Consider the following 17,846-nt stretch of genomic DNA (forward strand, 5'->3'; position numbering starts at 1 on the left):
GTTCAGTTGAGGGGTATATGGCCTCTTTTGACCGGGAAGGACAAGGCCGCCGGTGGTAAGGACAGCCCGTTGGTTGGAGGAGGAGCGGGTGCAATGGCCGCTCTGGCTTCCGGTTCTGTTCGGCGCCGGCAGCGCAGTGTATTTTCTGCTGCCGCTGGAGCCGCCGGGCTGGGCGGTTCCGCTCGCCTGCCTGCCGTGCATCGGCCTGCGGATGGCGCGGCTGCCGCTCTGGCCGCTGCTGGTGCTGCTGGCGGGGTTCGGCGCGGCGCAGCTGCGCGCGCATGCGGTGGGCGCGCCGGTGATCGGCTGGTTCTCCGAGGCGACGGTGGAGGGGCGCATCCTCGACGTGTCGGATTCGCGCTCCGGCCGGCCACGGCTGCTGCTCGACGACCTGGTGATGCATGACTGGAACGGCGGCCCGGCGCCCGCGCGGCTGCGCGTCACCCTCATGGAAGCGGAGGCGGAGCGCAGCTTCCTGCCCGGCAGCCGGGTGATGGTGCTCACCGGGCTCATGCCGCCGGGCGCCCCGGTGGAGCCGGGGGGCTTCGACTTCCGGCGCAAGGCCTGGTTCGAGCGGATCGGCGGCATCGGGCTGGCGCGCGGACGGGTGGTGAGCGCGCAGGACGCGGCGGAGCCGGGGGTTTTCCGCGCGCTCTGGCTGCAGGTGGCGCGCTGGCGCCAGCAGATCGGCGAGGGGTTGCGCGCCGCCCTTCCGGGGGAGACCGGCAGCTTCGCCGCCGCCATTCTGGTGGGAGAGCGTGACGGCATCCCGGAGGAGACGCAGGCGGACCTGCGCGCCTCCAACCTCGCGCATCTGCTGGCAATTTCGGGGCTGCACATGGGGCTGCTCACCGGCTTCGTCTTCGCCATCCTGCGCACCGGCCTCGCGCTGGTGCCCCGGCTGGCGCTGGTCTGGCAGACACGCAGGCTGGCGGCCTTCGGGGCGATCCTTGCGGGCACGGCCTATCTCGGCCTCTCGGGGGCGGCGGTGGCCACGCAACGCTCCTTCGTGATGGTGCTGGTGGTGTTCGGGGCGGTGATGATCGGGCGCGCGCCGATCAGCTTGCGCGGGCTGGCGCTGGCCGCCGGGGTCATCCTGCTGCTGCGGCCGGAAAGCGTGGTGGAGATCGGCTTCCAGATGAGCTTCGCGGCCACGGTGGCGCTGGTGGCGAGCTATGACGCGCTGCGCCGGCTGGGCCGCGCGCCCCGGACGATGGGGCTGGTCGGGGTGGTGTGCGGCACCGCGCTCACCTCGCTCGTCGCCGGGCTGGCCACGGCGCCCTTCGCGGCGGCGGCCTTCAATCAGGTGGCCCGGTACGGCCTGCTGGCCAATGTGCTGGCCATGCCGGTGATGGCGTTCTGGGTGATGCCGCTGGCCGTTCTGGCGGCGGCGCTGGCGCCCCTCGGCCTCGCCGGGCCGGTGCTCACGGCGCTCGGGGCCGGCATCGACGTGATCCTGCTGATCGCCCACCGGGTGGCCGGGCTGGACGGGGCGCTGCGCTATGTCGGAGAGCCGGCGACCGGGGTGATCATGCTCATCGCGCTCGGCGGGCTGTGGCTGTCGCTGTGGCGCGGGCGGGTGCGGCTGCTGGGCGCGCCGGTGCTGCTGGCCGGGCTGGGTTGGTGGCAACTGTCGGTGGACCGGCCCGAACTCATCATCTCGGACTCCGGGCGCCAGGCCGGCATCGCGGGCCCGGAGGGCCGGGCGCTGCTCAGTGCGAAACGGGAGAGCTTCGCCACAACGGAATGGCTGCGCTCCGACGGTGAGGCGCCGGACCCGGTGGCCGCGGCCGCCCGCCCGGGCTTCTCGCCGCGCGAAGGCTCCGGGGCGCTGGCCCCGCGCTACGTGGCCGGGGCGCATCTGGGCGCCTGGGAGGTGATCGTGGTGACGGCGCCGAAGCCGGACCGGGCGGCGGTCTCCGCGTTCTGCGGCCCGCACACCATCCTGGTGAGCCCGGCCCTCAGCGCGCCGCCGGAGGGGCCCTGCCTGTTCTACAACAAGGCCCGGCTGGCGCGCAGCGGTGCCGTGGCCTTCGATCTCGTGGGGGAGGATCTGCGCCCCCGTGCCCCGGGCCGGGCGCGTCTGTGGACGCACCCGGCCGCGGGGCGGGAGGCGGAGCCCGATCAGTAGTTCCGGATCAACCCGACCATGCGCCCCTGGATGCGCACCTGGTCGGCGGGGTAGACCCGTGTCTCATAGGCCGGGTTGGCGGCTTCCAGCGCCACCATCCCGCCCTTGCGCCGCAGGAATTTCAGCGTGGCTTCCTGCTCCCGCACCAGGGCGACCACGATGTCGCCGCTCGACGCCTCGTCCTGCCGGCGGACCACGACGATGTCACCGTCATGGATGCCGGCGTCGATCATCGAATCGCCCTTCACCTCCAGCGCGTAATGCTCATGCCCGCGGCTGAGCATGCCGCCGGGCACGCCGATGTGCTGGCTGGGCTGCTGGATGGCCTCGATGGGAACACCGGCGGCGATCCGGCCCATGAGCGGCACGGAATTGCCGGTCTGGCCCGGCTCCGCCAGCCCCGGGGCCGGCGGGGCGCCATCCTCGGCCACCTCGGCCGCGGCCCCGCCGCGCTCGGGGAAATTCTCCGGCATGCGCAGGATTTCGATGGCGCGGGCCCGGTGGGCAAGGCGGCGGATGAACCCCCGCTCCTCAAGGGCGGAAATGAGCCGGTGGATGCCGGACTTCGACCTGAGGTCGAGCGCGTCCTTCATTTCGTCGAACGAAGGCGAGACGCCGTCGCGCTGAACCCGCTCGTGAATGAAGACGAGCAGATCGTATTGTTTCCTGGTCAGCATGCTGGCACCGGGCTCCTCCATGGTCGTGGACTGCCTGGTGTTCTACAAAAGTTCGCGTTCTGTGTCAATGGTTCCGGTGGAGATCCGCAGATCAGAGTGGAATGTATTCCATCCGTTCCCCGGCCGTGCGCGGGCCGTCATGCGGCGGGCGCACCAGAAGGGCGGAGGCGTCGGCCAGCACGCTGAGCAGCGAACTGTCCTGCCGGCTGGCGGGCAGCAGGCGGCCGTTCTCCAGCCGGGCGCGCATGTAATGCTCCCGCGGGCCGTTGGAGCCGATGTCCACCGCCAGCGGCGCGCTCAGCCGCGGCAGCGGCCCGGCGGGAAGGCCCAGCATCCTGTCCACCGTCGGTCGCAGGAACACATGCCCGCAAACCATTGAGGATACGGGGTTTCCCGGCAGGCCCACCATCACCATGCCGCGCAGGCGACCGGCCATCAGCGGCTTCCCGGGCCGCATGGCGATCTTGTAGAAGGCGAGGTCGAGACCTTCCTCGCGCAACACCTGCTGGACGAGATCATGGTCGCCCACCGAGGCGCCGCCCAGGGTCACCAGCATGTCGCAGCCCCGGGCGAGGTCCAGCGCCGCGCGCAGGGCCTCGGCCCGGTCACGCGCGATGGGCAGCAGCCGCACCTCGGCGCCCTGGGTCTCCAGCAGCGCCTTCAGGCCGAAGTTGTTCGAGGAGACGATCTGGTCCGGGCCGGGCTCCTCACCGGGCCAGACCAGTTCGTCGCCGGTCGGCAGCAGGCCGATCACCGGGCGCCGGGCCACCGGAACCCGGGCGATGTTCATCGCCGCGAGCAGGGACATCAGGTTGGGCGTGATGCGGCAGGGCGCCGGGATCTCGGTGCCGGAGGTGAAGTCGCCGCCGGCGGGGCGGATGTAGCTCTGCGTGTCGCGGCCCTCGCGCACGGTGATGCGGTCCCCTTCGCGCTCCGCGTCCTCCTGGATCAGGATGCTGTCCGCGCCCTCGGGCACCGGGGCGCCGGTGAAGATCCGCACCGCCTCGCCGGGGCCGAGGGCGCCGGTGAACCGGCGCCCGGCGGCGGATTCGCCGATCACGCTCAGCACCATGCCCGGCCGGGCCTCCGCCGCGCGCACCGCATATCCGTCCATGGCCGAGGAGGCGAAGGGCGGCTGGGTGCGCTGCGCCCGCACCGGCTCGGCCAACACGCGGCCGGCGGCCTCGGCCAGCGGCACGGTTTCCACGCCCAGCGGCCCGACCAGCGCGAGAACCTGCGCGATCGCCTCTTCGGTGCTGATCATCACTCTGCCTCGTAACGTCCGGATTTTCCGCCATCTTTCAGCACGAGCCGGATGTCGGTGATCTGCATTCCCTTGTCCACGGCCTTCACCATGTCATAGACGGTGAGCGCGGCCACGCTGACGGCGGTGAGCGCTTCCATCTCCACCCCGGTCTGGCCCGTGGTCTTCACCGTGGCCTCGATCTCGACCCGGCCCTGTGCCACGCTCAGCTCCACCGCCACCTTCGAGAGCGCCAGCGGATGGCAGAGCGGGATGAGGTCATGGGTCTTCTTCGAGGCCATGATGCCGGCAAGCCGGGCGACGGCGAGCACGTCGCCCTTCTTCGCCCGACCGTCCACGATCATCGCCAGCGTCTCCGGCGCCATGGTGACGGCACCGCGCGCCACGGCGACCCTTGCGGTCACCTCCTTGGCCGAGACGTCGACCATGTGCGCGGCGCCCTTGTCATCGAAATGCGTGAAGCTCATGCGGGCACCGGGTTCTCGAGAAGCGCGCGGGTGGCGGCGCTCACGTCCGCCTCGCGCATCAGGCTTTCGCCGATGAGGAAGGAGCGGGTCCCGCAGGCCGCCAGCCGCGCAAGGTCGGCCGGGGTGAAGAGCCCGCTTTCCCCCACGATCATCCGCTCGGAGGGCACCAGCGGCGCCAGGCGCTCCGTGGTCGCCAGATCGGTGGTGAAAGTGCGCAGGTCGCGGTTGTTCACCCCGATCAGGGGCGAGCGCAGGCGAAGCGCGCGCTCCAGCTCGGTTTCGTCATGCACCTCCACCAGCGCGTCCATGCCCCAGTGGGTGGCCGCGTCCTCCAGCTCGGCGGCGAGGGTGTCGTCCACGCTGGCCATGATGATCAGGATGCAGTCCGCGCCCACGGCGCGCGATTCCGCCACCTGCCACGGGTCGTAGAGGAAGTCCTTGCGGATCACCGGCAGGCCGGAGGCGGCGCGGGCGGCGACGAGGAATGCTTCCGTGCCCTGGAAGCTCGGCGCGTCGGTGAGCACAGAGAGGCAGGTGGCGCCGCCCTCCTCATAGGCGCGGGCGAGGGCCGGCGGGTCGAAGTCCGGGCGGATCAGCCCGCGGGAGGGGCTGGCCTTCTTGATCTCGGCGATCAGCCCGTAGCGGCCGGCCGCCTCCGCGGTGCGCAGCGCGGTGAGGAAGCCGCGCGGCGCCGGCGCCGTGCGGGCCTCCGCCTCCAGGGTGGCAAGCGGGCGCCCGGCCTTGCGGGCGGCGATTTCTTCGAGCTTGTAGGCGCGGATGCGCGCGAGGATGTCGGACATCAGCGAGCCTTTCCGGTCACGTCGGCGAGCGCGCGGACCTTGCCCAGCGCCGCACCGCTGTCGATGCTTTCAATTGCGATTTCAACGCCTTCGCGCAGGGTGTTCGCACGCTCCGCGATCACCAGCGCCGCGGCGGAGTTGAGCAGGACGGCGTCGCGGTAAGCCGATCGCTCCCCCTCCAGCAGGGCGCGGAAGGCGGCGGCATTCTCCCGCGGCTCTCCGCCCAGGATCGCCTCGAACGGGTGCTGCGGCAGGCCGGCGTCCTCCGGGTGGATCTCGAAATCCCGCACCGTGCCGTCCTCCACCGCCGCCACGGCGGTGCTCCCGGCGATGGAGATCTCGTCCGTGCCATCGGAGCCGTGCACCAGCCAGGCGCGGGTGGAGCCGAGGGCGAGCAGGGTTTCGGCCATCGGGCGGATCACCTCCGCGGAGAAGGCGCCGGTGAGCTGGCGTTTCACGCCCGCCGGGTTGGTGAGCGGGCCGAGGATGTTGAAGATGGTCCGGGTGCCCAGCTCGCTGCGCGCCGGCATCACATGGCGGGTGGCCGGGTGGTGCATTGGCGCCATCATGAAGGCGATGCCGCAGAGAGTGAGAGCCTTTTCAACCACATCCGGGCCGACCATCACGTTCACACCCATGCCCGACAGGGCGTCGGCGGAGCCGGATTTCGACGACAGGTTGCGGTTGCCGTGCTTGGCCACGATCACCCCGGCGCCGGCCACCACGAAGGCGGTGGCGGTGGAGATGTTCAGCGTGCCCTTGCCGTCGCCCCCGGTGCCGACAATGTCCATCGCGCCCTCCGGCGCGCGCACCGGCGCGCATTTGGCGCGCATCACGGCGGCGGCGGCGGCGTATTCGTCCACCGTCTCGCCCCGCACCCGCAGCGCCATCAGCAGCCCGCCGATCTGCGAGGGCGTGGCCTGGCCCTCCATGATCAGGGTGAAGGCGGCTTCGGCCTCCCGGCGGGTGAGGGCCCGCTCGGCGGCATGGGCGATGAAGGGCTTCATGGCATCGGACATCAGGCGGCCTCCGCAAGGTCCAGGAAGGTGCGCAGCATCCGGTGCCCGTGTTCGGAGGCGATGGATTCGGGGTGGAACTGCACGCCGTGGATGGGCAGGTCGCGGTGGCGCAGGCCCATGATGGTGCCGTCGTCGAGCGCGGCGGTCACCTCCAGGCAGTCCGGCAGGCTGTCGCGCTCCACCACCAGGCTGTGATAGCGGGTGGCGCGGAACGGGTCGGGCAGGCCGGCGAACAGGCCGAGGCCCTGGTGGCGGATTTCCGCGGTCTTGCCATGCACGATCTCGTGACAGCGCACCACCCGGCCGCCGAAGGCCTGGCCGATGGTCTGGTGCCCGAGGCACACGCCGATCAGCGGAATGCGCGCCGCCGCCGCCGCTTCCGTGAGCGACAGGCAGATGCCGGCCTGGTCCGGATCGCAGGGGCCGGGAGACAGCAGGATCGCCTCGGGCTTCAGCGCCAGCGCGGCCTGAACGTCAATCTCGTCATTGCGTTTCACGAGGCTTGAGACCCCGAGCTCGCCCAAATAATGTACGAGATTGTAGGTGAAGCTGTCGTAGTTATCGATGAGCAGCAGCATGGTCGGTCTGTTTCCTCGCCAGGGCGGGCGGCAGACTGGCTGGCGCAACCCGGTTCGGGCGTATACATGCTCGGGTGACTGTCCGAGGTCAAGCGCCGCGGCGGCGGGACAGCCGGGAAGGTGGGGCGAAATGAGCACGCAAGACAGCCGCAGTGACGGATTTCTGCCCGGGCTGGCAACCGGTACGGTGCTGAGCCTGGTTCTGGCCGGTGTGCTGGCGGTGATGAACCCGCCCGCTTCCGATCCGTCGGCGCCGGGGGAGACCGACGTGTCCGGCCCCGCGCCGCAAGGCGCGATTGGAACCGGTGCCGCGCCGCAAGCCGCGCCCGCGCCTGCTGCCCCGCGGGGAGCGCCTGCGTCTGCCGCGCAGTCCGAACCGGAAGCGTCCCCGCCGCTGGTGGCCGGTGTGCCCTCCCGGCCGGCGCCCGCGCCGGACGCCGAGCCCGCGCCGCGCGCGGCCACCTCATCCTTCGAGGCGCCGGGCGTGCGCAACACCGCGCCGGATCTCCCGGGGGCGGGGGCGCCAGCCGACGCGCCCGTGGCGCCGGAGGCCGATGCGCTGCCGCCGTCGCCCCCCGTCACCCCCGCGCCGCAAGACGCCGCGCCGGCACCCCGCACGGCCGCCCCGGAGGGGGGCACGCCGGCCTGGCAGGCTTTCGCTGCGGACACGGCGCTGCCTGCCGCAGATGTGCCCGTCGTCTCCATCCTGCTCGAAGTCCTGCCACAGGGCGGCGTGGACCTGGGCGATCTAGCCGGCATGGGGCTTCCGGTGAGCTTCGTCCTGCCTTCCGATCTCCCGGATCTCGCCGCGCGGGCCGCCCTGCTGCGCGGCATGGGATATGAGGTCTTCCTGCGCCTGGCCGGCGGGGGCGAGGCGTCCGCCCGGCTCGACGCCGCGCTGGCGGCGGTGCCGGAGGCCGTGGGGCTGGTGCTGCCGGCCGCGCAGGCCGCGGGCTTGCGCGGGCCACTGGCGCGGCGCGGCCTCGCGCTGGTGCAGCTCGGGGGGGAGGCCGGGCCGGCGGAGGGCCCGCAGATGAGCGTGCTGCGCCTGCTCGACGCGGCGCAGGCGCCCTCGGCCGAGGCCACCGATGCAGCCCTGGAAGCCGCGGCGCAGCAGCTCGCCTCCGCTGACGGGGCGCAGGGCGCCGTGCTGTTCGGCCACACCTGGCCCGAGACGGCGCGCGGTATCCTGGCCTGGGCCCTCGCGGAGAATGCAGGCCGGGTGGCCCTCGCGCCGGCCACCGCCCAGATCAACCGCTGAGGCGAACGGGCTGGACCGGGGAGCGCGGGGCGACCGGTGGCGACGCTCCCGCCGGGCCCGTTCCGGCAAGGCGTGCCCTTTCGGGCTGGCCGAGCCCCGGGGCCGGCGACGGTGCGACTTGCGCAGTGCTGAGACGAGGCCCCGGATGCGAGGGCGCCCTGTCAGGACAATGCGAGGTCTCCGTGTCCCGACGACGCAAGGCCGCGGTGTCCCGACGATGCAAGGCCGCGGTGTCCGGACGATTCAAGGCCCCGTCTCCGGACGCGGGCCGGGCGTTGCGAACAGGGATCGCGGCCGGGCCGGGGGCCCGGCGCTCAGCCGTTCCCGCGCCCGGTGAAGCGCACGGCTTCCTCGGCGGCGCGCATCAGGGCGCGGGCCTTGTTCACCGTTTCCTGATATTCCGCCGCGGGGTCGCTGTCATGAACCACGCCGCCGCCGGACTGCACGTAGAGCGCCCCGTCCTTCACCACGCCGGTGCGCAGGGCGATGCAGATGTCCATCTCGCCGGCCGCGGAGAAATAGCCCACGCCGCCGCCGTAGACGCCGCGCTTCTCCTTCTCCAGCTCGTCGATGATCTGCATCGCGCGCACCTTGGGCGCGCCGGAGACCGTGCCGGCGGGCAGGCCGGAGAGCAGGGCGGCGAGCGCGTCTGTGTCGCCCCGCAGCCGGCCGCGCACGTTGGAGACGATGTGCATCACATGGCTGTAGCGCTCGATGATGAACTGCTCGTCCGGGTTCACCGTGCCGATCTCGGCCACACGGCCCACGTCGTTGCGGCCGAGGTCGAGCAGCATCAGGTGCTCGGCGCGCTCCTTCGGGTCGGCGAGCAGCTCGGCCTCGAGCGTTGCATCCGCCTCGGGCGTGGCGCCGCGGGGCCGGGTTCCGGCGATGGGCCGGATGGTCACCTCGCCGTCGCGCACCCGCACCAGGATCTCCGGGCTGGCGCCCACCACCTGGAAGCCGCCGAAGTTGAAGTAGAACATGTAGGGCGAGGGGTTGGTGCGCCGCAGCGCGCGGTAGAGCGCGAAGGGCGGTAGCGGGAAGGGCACCGTCCAGCGCTGGCTCGGCACCACCTGGAAGATGTCGCCGGCGCGGATGTACTCCTTCGCCTTCGCCACCATCTCGTGGTACTCGGCCTCCGAGGTGTTGGAGACGGGGGTGAGCGCGTAGGTCTCGGCCGACCAGTCCCGGCGCTCGGCGGCGGGCGAGCGGTCGAGGTCGGCGACCACGTCCTGCAGTCGCTCGGCGGCGCGGGCGTAGGCGGCGCGGGGCGAGAGCCCGTCCGCGGCCCAGACCGGGGCGACGATGGTCACCTCGTCCTTCACCCCGTCCACGATGGCGATGATCGTGGGGCGCAGCATGATCGCGTCCGGCAGGCCCAGCGGGTCCGGGTTCACGTCCGGCAGGTGCTCGACATGGCGCACCATGTCGTAGCCGAGATAGCCGAAGATGCCGGCGGCCATCGGCGGCAGGCCGGCGGGCAGGTCGATCCGGCTCTCCTCCATCACCGCGCGCAGCGAGGCGAGGGGCGCGCGCTCATCGGCGACGAAGGCGTCGGCGTCATAGCGCGCCTGGCGGTTCACCTCGGCCTGCGCCCCGGAGCAGCGCCACACCAGGTCGGGCTTCATGCCGATGATGGAGTAGCGGCCGCGGATCTCGCCCCCGGTGACGGATTCGAGGATGAACGTGTCCTTCCGCCCGGCGGCGATCTTCAGCATCAGCGAGACCGGGGTGTCCAGGTCCGCCGGAAGCACGGTCCAGAGCACCTGGTTCTCGCCGGCGGCGTGGCGGGGCTCGAAACTGGCGTAGTCGGGGAACAGTTCCATGGTCAGCGCATCTGGCTCAGCACGGTGTCGACCGCGTTCATGTCCACCTGCAGCCCGTCCTCTGCGTTCTCCAGCGCGGCGACATAGGCCTGCATCACGTCCTCGGTCATCGACTGGCCGAGCTGGGTCTTCGCCCGGGCCAGCATCGCCTGCGCGTCGGGCGTGGAGGGATCGAAGCTCACCACGTTGCGCAGCTGCAGCACGTAGGAGCCGGTGTCGTCATCGGCCACGGCAACGGCGTTCGGGGCGAGGTCGAACACTGCGGTGATCGCCGAGGCCGGCAGCGGGGCGACCGACTGGTTGCGGGTGACGGGCTCGGCATCCGCAGGGGTGATGCCCATCGACATGGCCGCGCGGCTGAAGGCCTCGCCGCCGGTGATCCGGTCCGCCAGCGCCTGCGCCGCGGCATGGGCGGACCGGCGCTTCTGCTCGGCGGTCCAGTCCGCCAGAACCCGGTCGCGGACCGCGTCGAGCGGCTGGACGGTCTCGGGCGTCACGCTGTCCACGCGGAGCACGAAGTAGCGCTTGTCATCGGTCTCCACGAGGTCGGATTCCGCCTTCTCCGCGGCCTTGAGCGCGGTGTCGCGGAAGGTCGCATCGGCGGCGAGGCCGGTGCCGGAACCGTCGGCCGGAACCTCGACGGTGCCCAGCTCGAACGGGGTTTCCTGCGCGATCTCCTCCACCGTGGCACCCCCGGCGACGAGATCCTCCACCCTGGTGGCCAGTTCGGTGGCTTGTGAGGCGGCGTCGCGCGCGGCGAGCGCGTCGTGGATCTCGGCGCGGGCCTCCTCGAAGCTGGTGTGCTGCGGGGCGAGGATGGCGTCGATCTCGAACAGGGCGGGGCCGAGGTCCGTGTCCACCGGGCCGACCACGCCGGGCGCGTCCGGGGCGAAGACCGCGTCGCGGGCCCGGGCGTCGAGCTGGTCGGCGGAGCGCTCGCCGAGGTCGATGTCGGAGGCCGTCAGGCCGCGGTCCTGCGCCAGCGCGGTCAGCGTGGTCTCCCCGGCATCGATCTTCGCCCTGGCCGCGGCGGCGTCCTCGGTGGTGGCGAAGGCGAGGCGGCTGAGGCTGCGGCGCTCGGGAATGTCGTACTGGGCGGCGCGGCGGTCATACTCGGCGCGCAGGGCGTCCTCGGGCACGTCCACGCTGGCGGTGAGCGCCTTCGGGTCCAGCAGCGCATAGGTCACCGCGCGGGTCTCGGGCAGGGTGTAATCGGCCTTGTGATCGTCATGCCAGGCCTGCAGCGTGGCATCGTCCGGGGCCTCGGGCGCATCGCCGAAGCGGTTCGCCGGCAGCTTCACCCAGGTGAAGCCACGCTTCTCGTAGGTCCAGGCGAAGAGGGTCTGCAGCAGGCCCGGAGGGGCGCTGATGCCGGAGGCCACGGAGGCGGCGAGGATGTTCTGCACCACTTCGGAGGCTACGTCCTCGCGCAGGTCGTCCTCCTTCATGTTGGACTGCTGGAGCACGAGGCGCGCCTGCTGGGCGTTGAACTTGCCGTCCGGCCCCTGGAACTCGGGGATCATGGCGATGCGCTTCTGCACGGTGGCCATGTCGGCGGCGATGCCCAGTTTCTCGGCCTCGGAATCGAGCGCCGCGCGGCGGGCGAGCTCGGCCAGCACCTGGCGGTCGATGCCGTACTGGCGCGCTTCGGTGGGCGTGATCTGGCGCCCGGCGCGCTGCGACAGGCGCTGGAGCTGGGCGTTCATCGCGTTCGCGTACTGGGTGCGGGTGATGGTCTGGTCGCCGATATGGCCGATGTCGTTGGAGATGCCGCCGCGGAGCATGTCCGAGATGCCGAACCCGGCGAGGCCGAAGATCAGCAGCACGAGGATGATCCAGACGACGATGTTCGTCCCCTTGAAGCGCATGGAACCCAGCATGTCTTTCCCTTCACCGTTTCGCGGTGCTTTTAGGGCCGCGTCCCGGCCCTGTCCAGTTACGCTTTGTTCAGCGGGTCGTCAGTGCCCGGCGGCGGAGGCCGTGGCGCGCGCCGCGGTGAAGGCGCCCAGCCGGCGGATCATCTCGCCCAGCCCGGCGACATCGGCATTGGCGAAGGCGATGCGGAACTGCCGCGCGCCGCCCGCGCCCTCGGGCGTGAACATCGTGCCGGGCAGCAGCAGCAGCGACTGCTCCTCCACCAGCGCCTCGGCCAGGGCGAGGGAGCTTTCGGGGAACGGGTGCTCGGCATAGGCGAAATAGGCGCCGCAGCCCAGCAGCTTCCAGCCGGGCAGGGCGGCGAAGCCCTCCTCCACCGCGGCACGGCGCGCCAGCACCTCCCGGCGCTCGCCCGCCACCCAGTCCTTCAGCGTGCGCAGCCCGTGCAGGGCGGCCATCTGGCCGAGCTGCGCGGGGCAGATCGTCATCGAGTCGAGGAATTTCTCCACCTGCGCCAGCCGCTCCGGGCTTGCCACCATCGCCCCCACCCGGTGCCCGGTGAGGCGGAACACCTTGGAGAAGGAGTAGAGGTGCACGAGGTTCTCGCGCCAGCGCGGATCGGCGAACAGCCCGTGCGGCGCGCCGGCGGCGGAGTGGAAGTCGCGGTAGGTCTCGTCCACCACCAGGGTGATGCCCGCATCCTGCGCCAGCCTGAGGAAGGCCGCGAGCACGCCCGCGGGATATTCCGCCCCCGTGGGGTTGTTCGGGGTGACCAGCACGATCGCCTTCACCGCGGGGGACAGCAGCGCCCGCGCCGTCTCCGGGTCCGGCACCATGTCCGGGCCGCAGGGCAGGGGCACGGCCTCGATGCCGGCGGTGTCGAGCCACATCTTGTGATTGAAATACCAGGGCGTGGGCAGCATCACCGCGTCGCCGGGCGCCGCGATGGTGGAGATGGCGGCGCAGAAGGCCTCGTTGCAGCCGGAGGTGATGCACACGTCGCGGGCCGCGATCGCCCCGCCATAGGCGGCGGACCATTGCGTGGCGATCTCCGCGCGCAGCTCCGGCAGGCCCAGCACCGGGCCGTAGAGATGCGCCTGCGGGTCCTCCAGCGCGGCGCGGGCGATCTCCTCGCGCAGGGCCAGCGGCGGGCGCTCCACCGGGGCGGCCTGGGAGAGGTTCAGCAGCGGCCGCTCCGCGGGAAAGCTGCGCCCCGCGATCCAGCGCCGCGCCTCCATCACCGGGGGCGGAAAGGTGGCGTCGATGGTGCGCGAGAACGGGGCGGTGGGCATGGTCACTCCTGCGTGTTTTTCCGCACCCTACGCGGCAGCGCCGCGAATGCAATGCGGATCGGGCAGGCGCGCCCCCGGAGGCAGGAACCGTGCAAGCGCAGACCGCCGCGCGCAGGCCGCGGAGGCTCCCCGTCGCAGGGGTTTCTTCAGGGCCGCGCGCCCGCGTTGCCGCAGTGCCGGAGGGCGGTCCGGCAGGGAGCGTAGGGCGTGGCTCCGGAGCCGCGGCCATCCGGAGCGGGCGCGTGGCGGCCGGTTCGCGCAACCGCGGTGCCGAGGCCCCGCGCGCGGCGCAAGAGAGAGCGGGACGCGTGCCTCCGGGGCCGGAGGCGAAGGGTCCGGTCAGGGCCCCGGTGGCCGGAACGGGCCGCGCGCAAGTGAAGCCCGCGTCCGACACGATTGCGGCATACGCGGCCGCCGGAGGCCGGGGCGTCCGGATGCCGGCGGCGGGCGCACCCCGCCCCGAAGGGCGCGGGATGGTCCGGCCTCGCCCCCGGATCTCCCGGAACCCGGCACACCGGGCACGTCTCAGGCAAGCAATGCACGATATCTTCCGCCGCGGGGCGCCCCGCGCGCACGGGGCCCGTTGACCGCGCGCCGCGCCCGCGATACGGCGTTGCAGCATGAACAGGCCACCACTCCTCACCCTCGCCGACATCTCGCTCACCTTCGGGGGCAACCCGCTCTTCGAGGGGGTGCAGCTTGCCGTCCAGCCCGGCGACCGCGTCGCCCTCGTGGGCCGCAACGGCTCGGGAAAATCCACCCTCCTCAAGATCATGGCCGGCCTGACGGAGGCCGACCGCGGCACCCGCTTCGTCCAGCCCGGGGCGATGGTGGACTACATGGCCCAGGACCCGGACCTCTCCGGCTGGGCCACGCTGGGCGACTATGCCGCCTCCGGCGTGCCCGAGATGGAACGCTACCGTGCCGATATCGTGATGGAGGGGCTGAAGCTTGACCCCGCCACCCGCCCCGAGGCCGCCTCGGGCGGCGAGCGGCGGCGGGCCGCGCTGGCGCGCATCGTGGCCGCCGAGCCGGAGCTGATGCTGCTCGACGAGCCGACCAACCATCTCGACATCGAGGCCATCGGCTGGCTGGAGGAGCACCTCGCCCAGACCCGCGCCGCCTTCGTGCTCATCTCCCATGACCGCGCCTTCCTGCGCCGCCTCACCCGCGCCACGCTCTGGGTGGACCGCGGCGAGGTGCGCCGGCAGGAGCGCGGTTTCGAGGGGTTCGAGGAATGGCGCGACAAGACCTTCGAGGAGGAGGAGCAGAGCCGCCACAAGCTCGACCGCCTCATCAAGGCCGAGGGCCGCTGGGCGGTGGAGGGCATCTCCGCCCGCCGCAAGCGCAACATGGGCCGGGTGCGCCGCCTGCAGGGCCTGCGCGAGGAACGCCGCGGCCAGATCGCACGCACCGGCGTGGCGCGCATGGAGATCGACAGCGGGCCGAAATCCGGCAAGCTGGTGGTCGAGGCGATCGAAGTGGCCAAGAGCTTCGGCGCGCGCAGCATCATCCGCGATTTCTCCATCCGGGTGATGCGCGGCGAGCGCGTGGCGCTGGTGGGGCCGAACGGTGTGGGCAAGACCACGCTGCTCAACATCCTCACCGGCCAGGTGGCGCCGGACAGCGGCACCATCCGCATCGGCACCAACCTGGCGCCTGCGCTGTTCGACCAGAACCGCGCCCAGCTCGCGCCCGAGAAGAGCCTCTGGGCCAGCCTCACGGAGGACCCCGACCTCGGCGTCTCCGGCCGCTCCGACCAGGTGATGGTGCGCGGCACGCCGCGCCACGTGGTGGGCTACCTCAAGGAATTCCTGTTCGATGAGCGCCAGGCCCGCGGCCCGGTCTCGGCCCTCTCGGGCGGCGAGAAGGCCCGGCTGCTGCTGGCGCGCATCATGGCGCGGGCCTCCAACCTGCTCATCCTCGACGAGCCGACCAACGATCTCGACGTGGAGACGCTGGACCTGCTGCAGGAGATCCTCGACGATTACGACGGCACCGTGCTGCTGGTGAGCCATGACCGCGACTTCCTCGACCTCGTGGCCACCACCACCATCGCGATGGAGGGCGACGGGCGCGCCACGGTCTATGCCGGCGGCTGGTCCGACTACCGCTCCCAGCGCGCCGAGGGGCTGGGCGAGGCACCTGCCGCGGCACCGGCCCCGAAGCCCAGGGCCCAGGCCGCCGCGCCGGAGCCCGCAACCGCGCCGAAGCCGCAGGACCGGCTGAGCTACAAGCAGTCGCTGCGCCTCGAGGCCCTGCCGGCGGAGATGGAGCGGGTGACGGCCGAGATCGCCCGGCTGGAGCAGTTCCTCGCCGACCCCGAGCTGTTCTCCACGGCACCGGCCAAGTTCCAGAAGGCCTCGGACGGGCTGGTGGAGCGGCAGGAGCGGCTGGCGGCCATGGAAGAGGAATGGCTGGAGCTGGAGGCGTTGCGCGAGGAACTGGAGGGCTGAAGCGTTCCGAAGCGGGGGACACCACGGCCCGGAGTCCGTTCCCGGCCACCGGCCCGGAGCCTCCCTGTCGCGAGGACTCTTTTCTGCGCGCAGCATGAGGCCGCCTCACGCTCGCGCGGCCTGCCGCCACGACGCAAGACGGGGAAGATTGCCGAGGTTACCCGATACGCGAAATGAAGCTCCGCGTGTCGAGCGATTGCTCCCCCTGCGCCGATCGGCATGACCACCAACCGGGCTCCGGTCGCGGCCGGATGAAAGATCCGTGACAGTTCGGTCCACCCCGAACGGGGTGCGGAAAGAAGGTTGAGATAAATCAGGATCTGAATTGATTATTTTCTATCAGAAAATGTTTACTGTAATTGTTAATCATCAAATCTGCCCGTTCGATTGAAAATTCGGACGTTACATAAATCAGACGGATGTATATTGTTTTCAAAGATTCATGCATTTAGCGAAATCGCCAGAATACCATTCCAATACCTTTTGAGATCGGGGGCATCGGAAAGGATGAATACCATCTTCCAAATTTGCGTATATTCCGGACACACTTTCTCCATGTATGCCCGATGCATACTTCGTAATTTTAAAGCTCTGTTCCTGATTGGTTTCATTTTAATGTATTATTTGAAATAAGATTATAATCAAAATGTGCACTATTCATAATCAAAAAAATGAAATTTTTTATAAATAGAAGTATGTCGAAATTTGAAATTGTTACCTTATCTTAGAGGAATTTAAAATAAACGTCAGCACGAAGGAATAGCATATCGTCCACCCAATCTTGATCATCTGCTATGCTGAAATTCTCGAATTTAATCAAATTCTCAGACATTTATAAACCTCATTCTATTCAGGATGAACTGTAGCCGGATTGCCTGGCTGAAGGTCAGGATTGACCGGCAGCCCTTTCCCGCGGACGGGAGGAGCGCCGCAATGAAAGGCGGGCACTCAGCGCTCGTCTTCGCCCTTTCCCAGGCCCATGGCGCGGAACAGCGCGCGCATGGAGCGGGTGATCGCCTCGCGGTCTCCGGCGGCCACTTTCGTGGCCTTCATGTAGGCCGAGAGCAGCGGTTTCTCCTCGCGGCAGACCACGGCATGCACCGTGTAGCCGGTGGCAGCGGCCGGGCGGGCGGGGAGCGGGCCATCCGCGGTGCAGGCGCCTCGCAGGGTGGCGGGTCCGGCGCTGCCGTTGTAGACCAGCACCAGCCGGAACGGCTGGTGCGCTCCGGCCTGCCCGGGGGCGACAAGCGGCATGCGGATGTCGCGCGCCATGCCCGAGGGCAGGGCGATCAGCCCGGCGATATCGCCTTCGCTCATCCCCTCGAAGGGAGTGTTGTGGATCTCCAGCGCCACGCCGCCGGCGCTGAAGATGCTCGGATCATAGCCGACGTCGCGGATCACGTGGGTGACGACGGTCCCGTCGGGGTCGTCGCAGCCCGCGAGCAGAAGCGTCAGGGCCAGAAGGGCGCGTCTCAAGTCCGACGCCAGACATTCCGGTCATCGGGGGAGTCGTTCGGCGGGGTGAGCAGCACGTACATCAACTGGTCGATCTGCTGTTGCAGGGGCCTGTCCGGCGTCATGCGCAGCGAGGCGCGGCTCACCTGGACAGGCCCGTTGCACAGCGACATGGCCAGCACGTCCGGGTTGTCGCCCGGCGCCGCCTCCTCGCAGAGCGCGGTGTTCGCGTCGCGGCCGAAGGACACCACGAAGCGCCAGGCGCGCGGCCCGGGGTCCGCCGGCGTGAAGCTGGTGTACTGGACGCCCGGAGGCGCGCTCATCAGCCGGGCGAAATCGGCCTCCGACAGCCCGCGCGGCGGGGTTCCGTGCATCTCCACCGGCTGGGTGCCCCCCAGCGGAACCATGCCCGGAGCGGCGAAACTGGGCCGGAAGTCGTTGTTGTAGACCAGGCTCTGCCCGGAGCAGGCGCTGAGCGCGAGCACGGCGAGCGGCACGGCGAGATAGGCTTTCATGGTCGTCTCCACACATGGGTACAGGACAGCAAATAGCCCCGGATGGCCTGCATGTCACCACATCCGGCGCCACGCCCTTGTGATCCGCACCACAGACGGTCCGGGTGAAGCCGCCCGGGCACCGGCATCCGGCGCGCGGCGGACCGGCGGAACGCGCCGGGGGACCCGGCCTCCGACTATGGCAGGCCGGAACGTGGCGGGCCCGGCCGGCACCGCCGCGAAGCCGTCCG

Annotated in this window: 14 protein-coding genes; 3 read left to right on the forward strand and 11 right to left on the reverse strand. The window is 70.7% G+C overall.

The genetic code is table 11. The features are described from left to right. Nucleotides 1-88: 88 nt before the first annotated feature. Nucleotides 89-2,131 (forward strand): ComEC/Rec2 family competence protein, encoded by a 2,043-nt coding sequence (locus FDP22_RS13725; RefSeq protein ID WP_170317703.1) that lies wholly within the window; start codon nucleotides 89-91, stop codon nucleotides 2,129-2,131. Here FDP22_RS13725 and lexA read toward each other — a convergent pair. The 6 genes from lexA to FDP22_RS13755 all read right to left on the reverse strand — a co-directional run bounded on the left by lexA (nucleotide 2,125) and on the right by FDP22_RS13755 (nucleotide 6,936). Beyond that, complete coding sequence (gene lexA, locus FDP22_RS13730) at nucleotides 2,125-2,808, reverse strand: transcriptional repressor LexA (protein WP_138574497.1); 684 nt, start codon at nucleotides 2,806-2,808, stop codon at nucleotides 2,125-2,127. The genes FDP22_RS13725 and lexA overlap by 7 nt on opposite strands. A 91-nt stretch (nucleotides 2,809-2,899) precedes the next feature. Then, nucleotides 2,900-4,072 carry a molybdopterin molybdotransferase MoeA gene (locus tag FDP22_RS13735; protein WP_138574499.1) on the reverse strand — a complete coding sequence of 391 codons (1,173 nt, stop codon included), beginning with the start codon at nucleotides 4,070-4,072 and terminating at the stop codon, nucleotides 2,900-2,902. After that, complete coding sequence (gene moaC / locus FDP22_RS13740) at nucleotides 4,072-4,539, reverse strand: cyclic pyranopterin monophosphate synthase MoaC (RefSeq protein ID WP_138574501.1); 468 nt, start codon at nucleotides 4,537-4,539, stop codon at nucleotides 4,072-4,074. The genes FDP22_RS13735 and moaC overlap by 1 nt, the downstream gene beginning before the upstream one ends. Continuing rightward, a complete protein-coding gene (trpC, locus tag FDP22_RS13745) occupies nucleotides 4,536-5,339 on the reverse strand; it encodes an indole-3-glycerol phosphate synthase TrpC (protein ID WP_138574503.1) in 804 nt (267 codons plus the stop codon). The genes moaC and trpC overlap by 4 nt, the downstream gene beginning before the upstream one ends. Then, nucleotides 5,339-6,358, reverse strand: coding sequence for an anthranilate phosphoribosyltransferase (gene trpD / locus FDP22_RS13750; protein WP_138574505.1), 1,020 nt, complete (start codon nucleotides 6,356-6,358; stop codon nucleotides 5,339-5,341). Before trpD ends, trpC begins: the two co-directional genes overlap by 1 nt. Beyond that, on the reverse strand, nucleotides 6,358-6,936 hold the full coding sequence (locus FDP22_RS13755) for an anthranilate synthase component II (protein WP_138574507.1): 579 nt from the start codon (nucleotides 6,934-6,936) through the stop codon (nucleotides 6,358-6,360). Before FDP22_RS13755 ends, trpD begins: the two co-directional genes overlap by 1 nt. Before the next feature lie 130 nt (nucleotides 6,937-7,066). Here FDP22_RS13755 and FDP22_RS13760 point away from each other — a divergent pair, with 130 nt between their 5' ends. After that, a complete protein-coding gene (locus tag FDP22_RS13760) occupies nucleotides 7,067-8,197 on the forward strand; it encodes a polysaccharide deacetylase family protein (protein ID WP_138574509.1) in 1,131 nt (376 codons plus the stop codon). A gap of 314 nt (nucleotides 8,198-8,511) precedes the next feature. On the opposite strand, the gene trpE is transcribed toward FDP22_RS13760, so the two are convergent. From trpE to FDP22_RS13775, 3 genes are all read right to left on the reverse strand, one after another. Beyond that, nucleotides 8,512-10,023, reverse strand: a complete 1,512-nt coding sequence (trpE, locus tag FDP22_RS13765) for an anthranilate synthase component I (protein ID WP_138574511.1) — start codon at nucleotides 10,021-10,023, stop codon at nucleotides 8,512-8,514. Between the two features lie 2 nt (nucleotides 10,024-10,025). Then, nucleotides 10,026-11,903, reverse strand: coding sequence for a peptidylprolyl isomerase (locus FDP22_RS13770; RefSeq protein ID WP_138574513.1), 1,878 nt, complete (start codon nucleotides 11,901-11,903; stop codon nucleotides 10,026-10,028). 78 nt (nucleotides 11,904-11,981) lie between these two features. After that, a complete protein-coding gene (locus tag FDP22_RS13775) occupies nucleotides 11,982-13,190 on the reverse strand; it encodes an aminotransferase (RefSeq protein WP_138574515.1) in 1,209 nt (402 codons plus the stop codon). 620 nt (nucleotides 13,191-13,810) lie between these two features. On the opposite strand from FDP22_RS13775, the gene FDP22_RS13780 reads away from it, so the two are divergent. Next, nucleotides 13,811-15,646, forward strand: a complete 1,836-nt coding sequence (locus tag FDP22_RS13780) for an ABC-F family ATP-binding cassette domain-containing protein (RefSeq protein WP_138574517.1) — start codon at nucleotides 13,811-13,813, stop codon at nucleotides 15,644-15,646. Between the two features lie 948 nt (nucleotides 15,647-16,594). On the opposite strand, the gene FDP22_RS13785 is transcribed toward FDP22_RS13780, so the two are convergent. Both FDP22_RS13785 and FDP22_RS13790 read right to left on the reverse strand, forming a co-directional pair. Further along, the gene (locus tag FDP22_RS13785; RefSeq protein WP_138574519.1) at nucleotides 16,595-17,122 is read right to left on the reverse strand and encodes a hypothetical protein; all 528 of its coding nucleotides are present in this window, start codon (nucleotides 17,120-17,122) and stop codon (nucleotides 16,595-16,597) included. Further along, entirely contained in the window at nucleotides 17,119-17,616 is a 498-nt protein-coding gene (locus FDP22_RS13790) for a hypothetical protein (RefSeq protein WP_138574520.1), read from the reverse strand. Before FDP22_RS13790 ends, FDP22_RS13785 begins: the two co-directional genes overlap by 4 nt. Nucleotides 17,617-17,846: the final 230 nt, after the last annotated feature.

Origin of the sequence: Paroceanicella profunda, from assembly GCF_005887635.2 — a bacterium.
Classification (GTDB): Bacteria; Pseudomonadota; Alphaproteobacteria; order Rhodobacterales; family Rhodobacteraceae; genus Paroceanicella; species Paroceanicella profunda.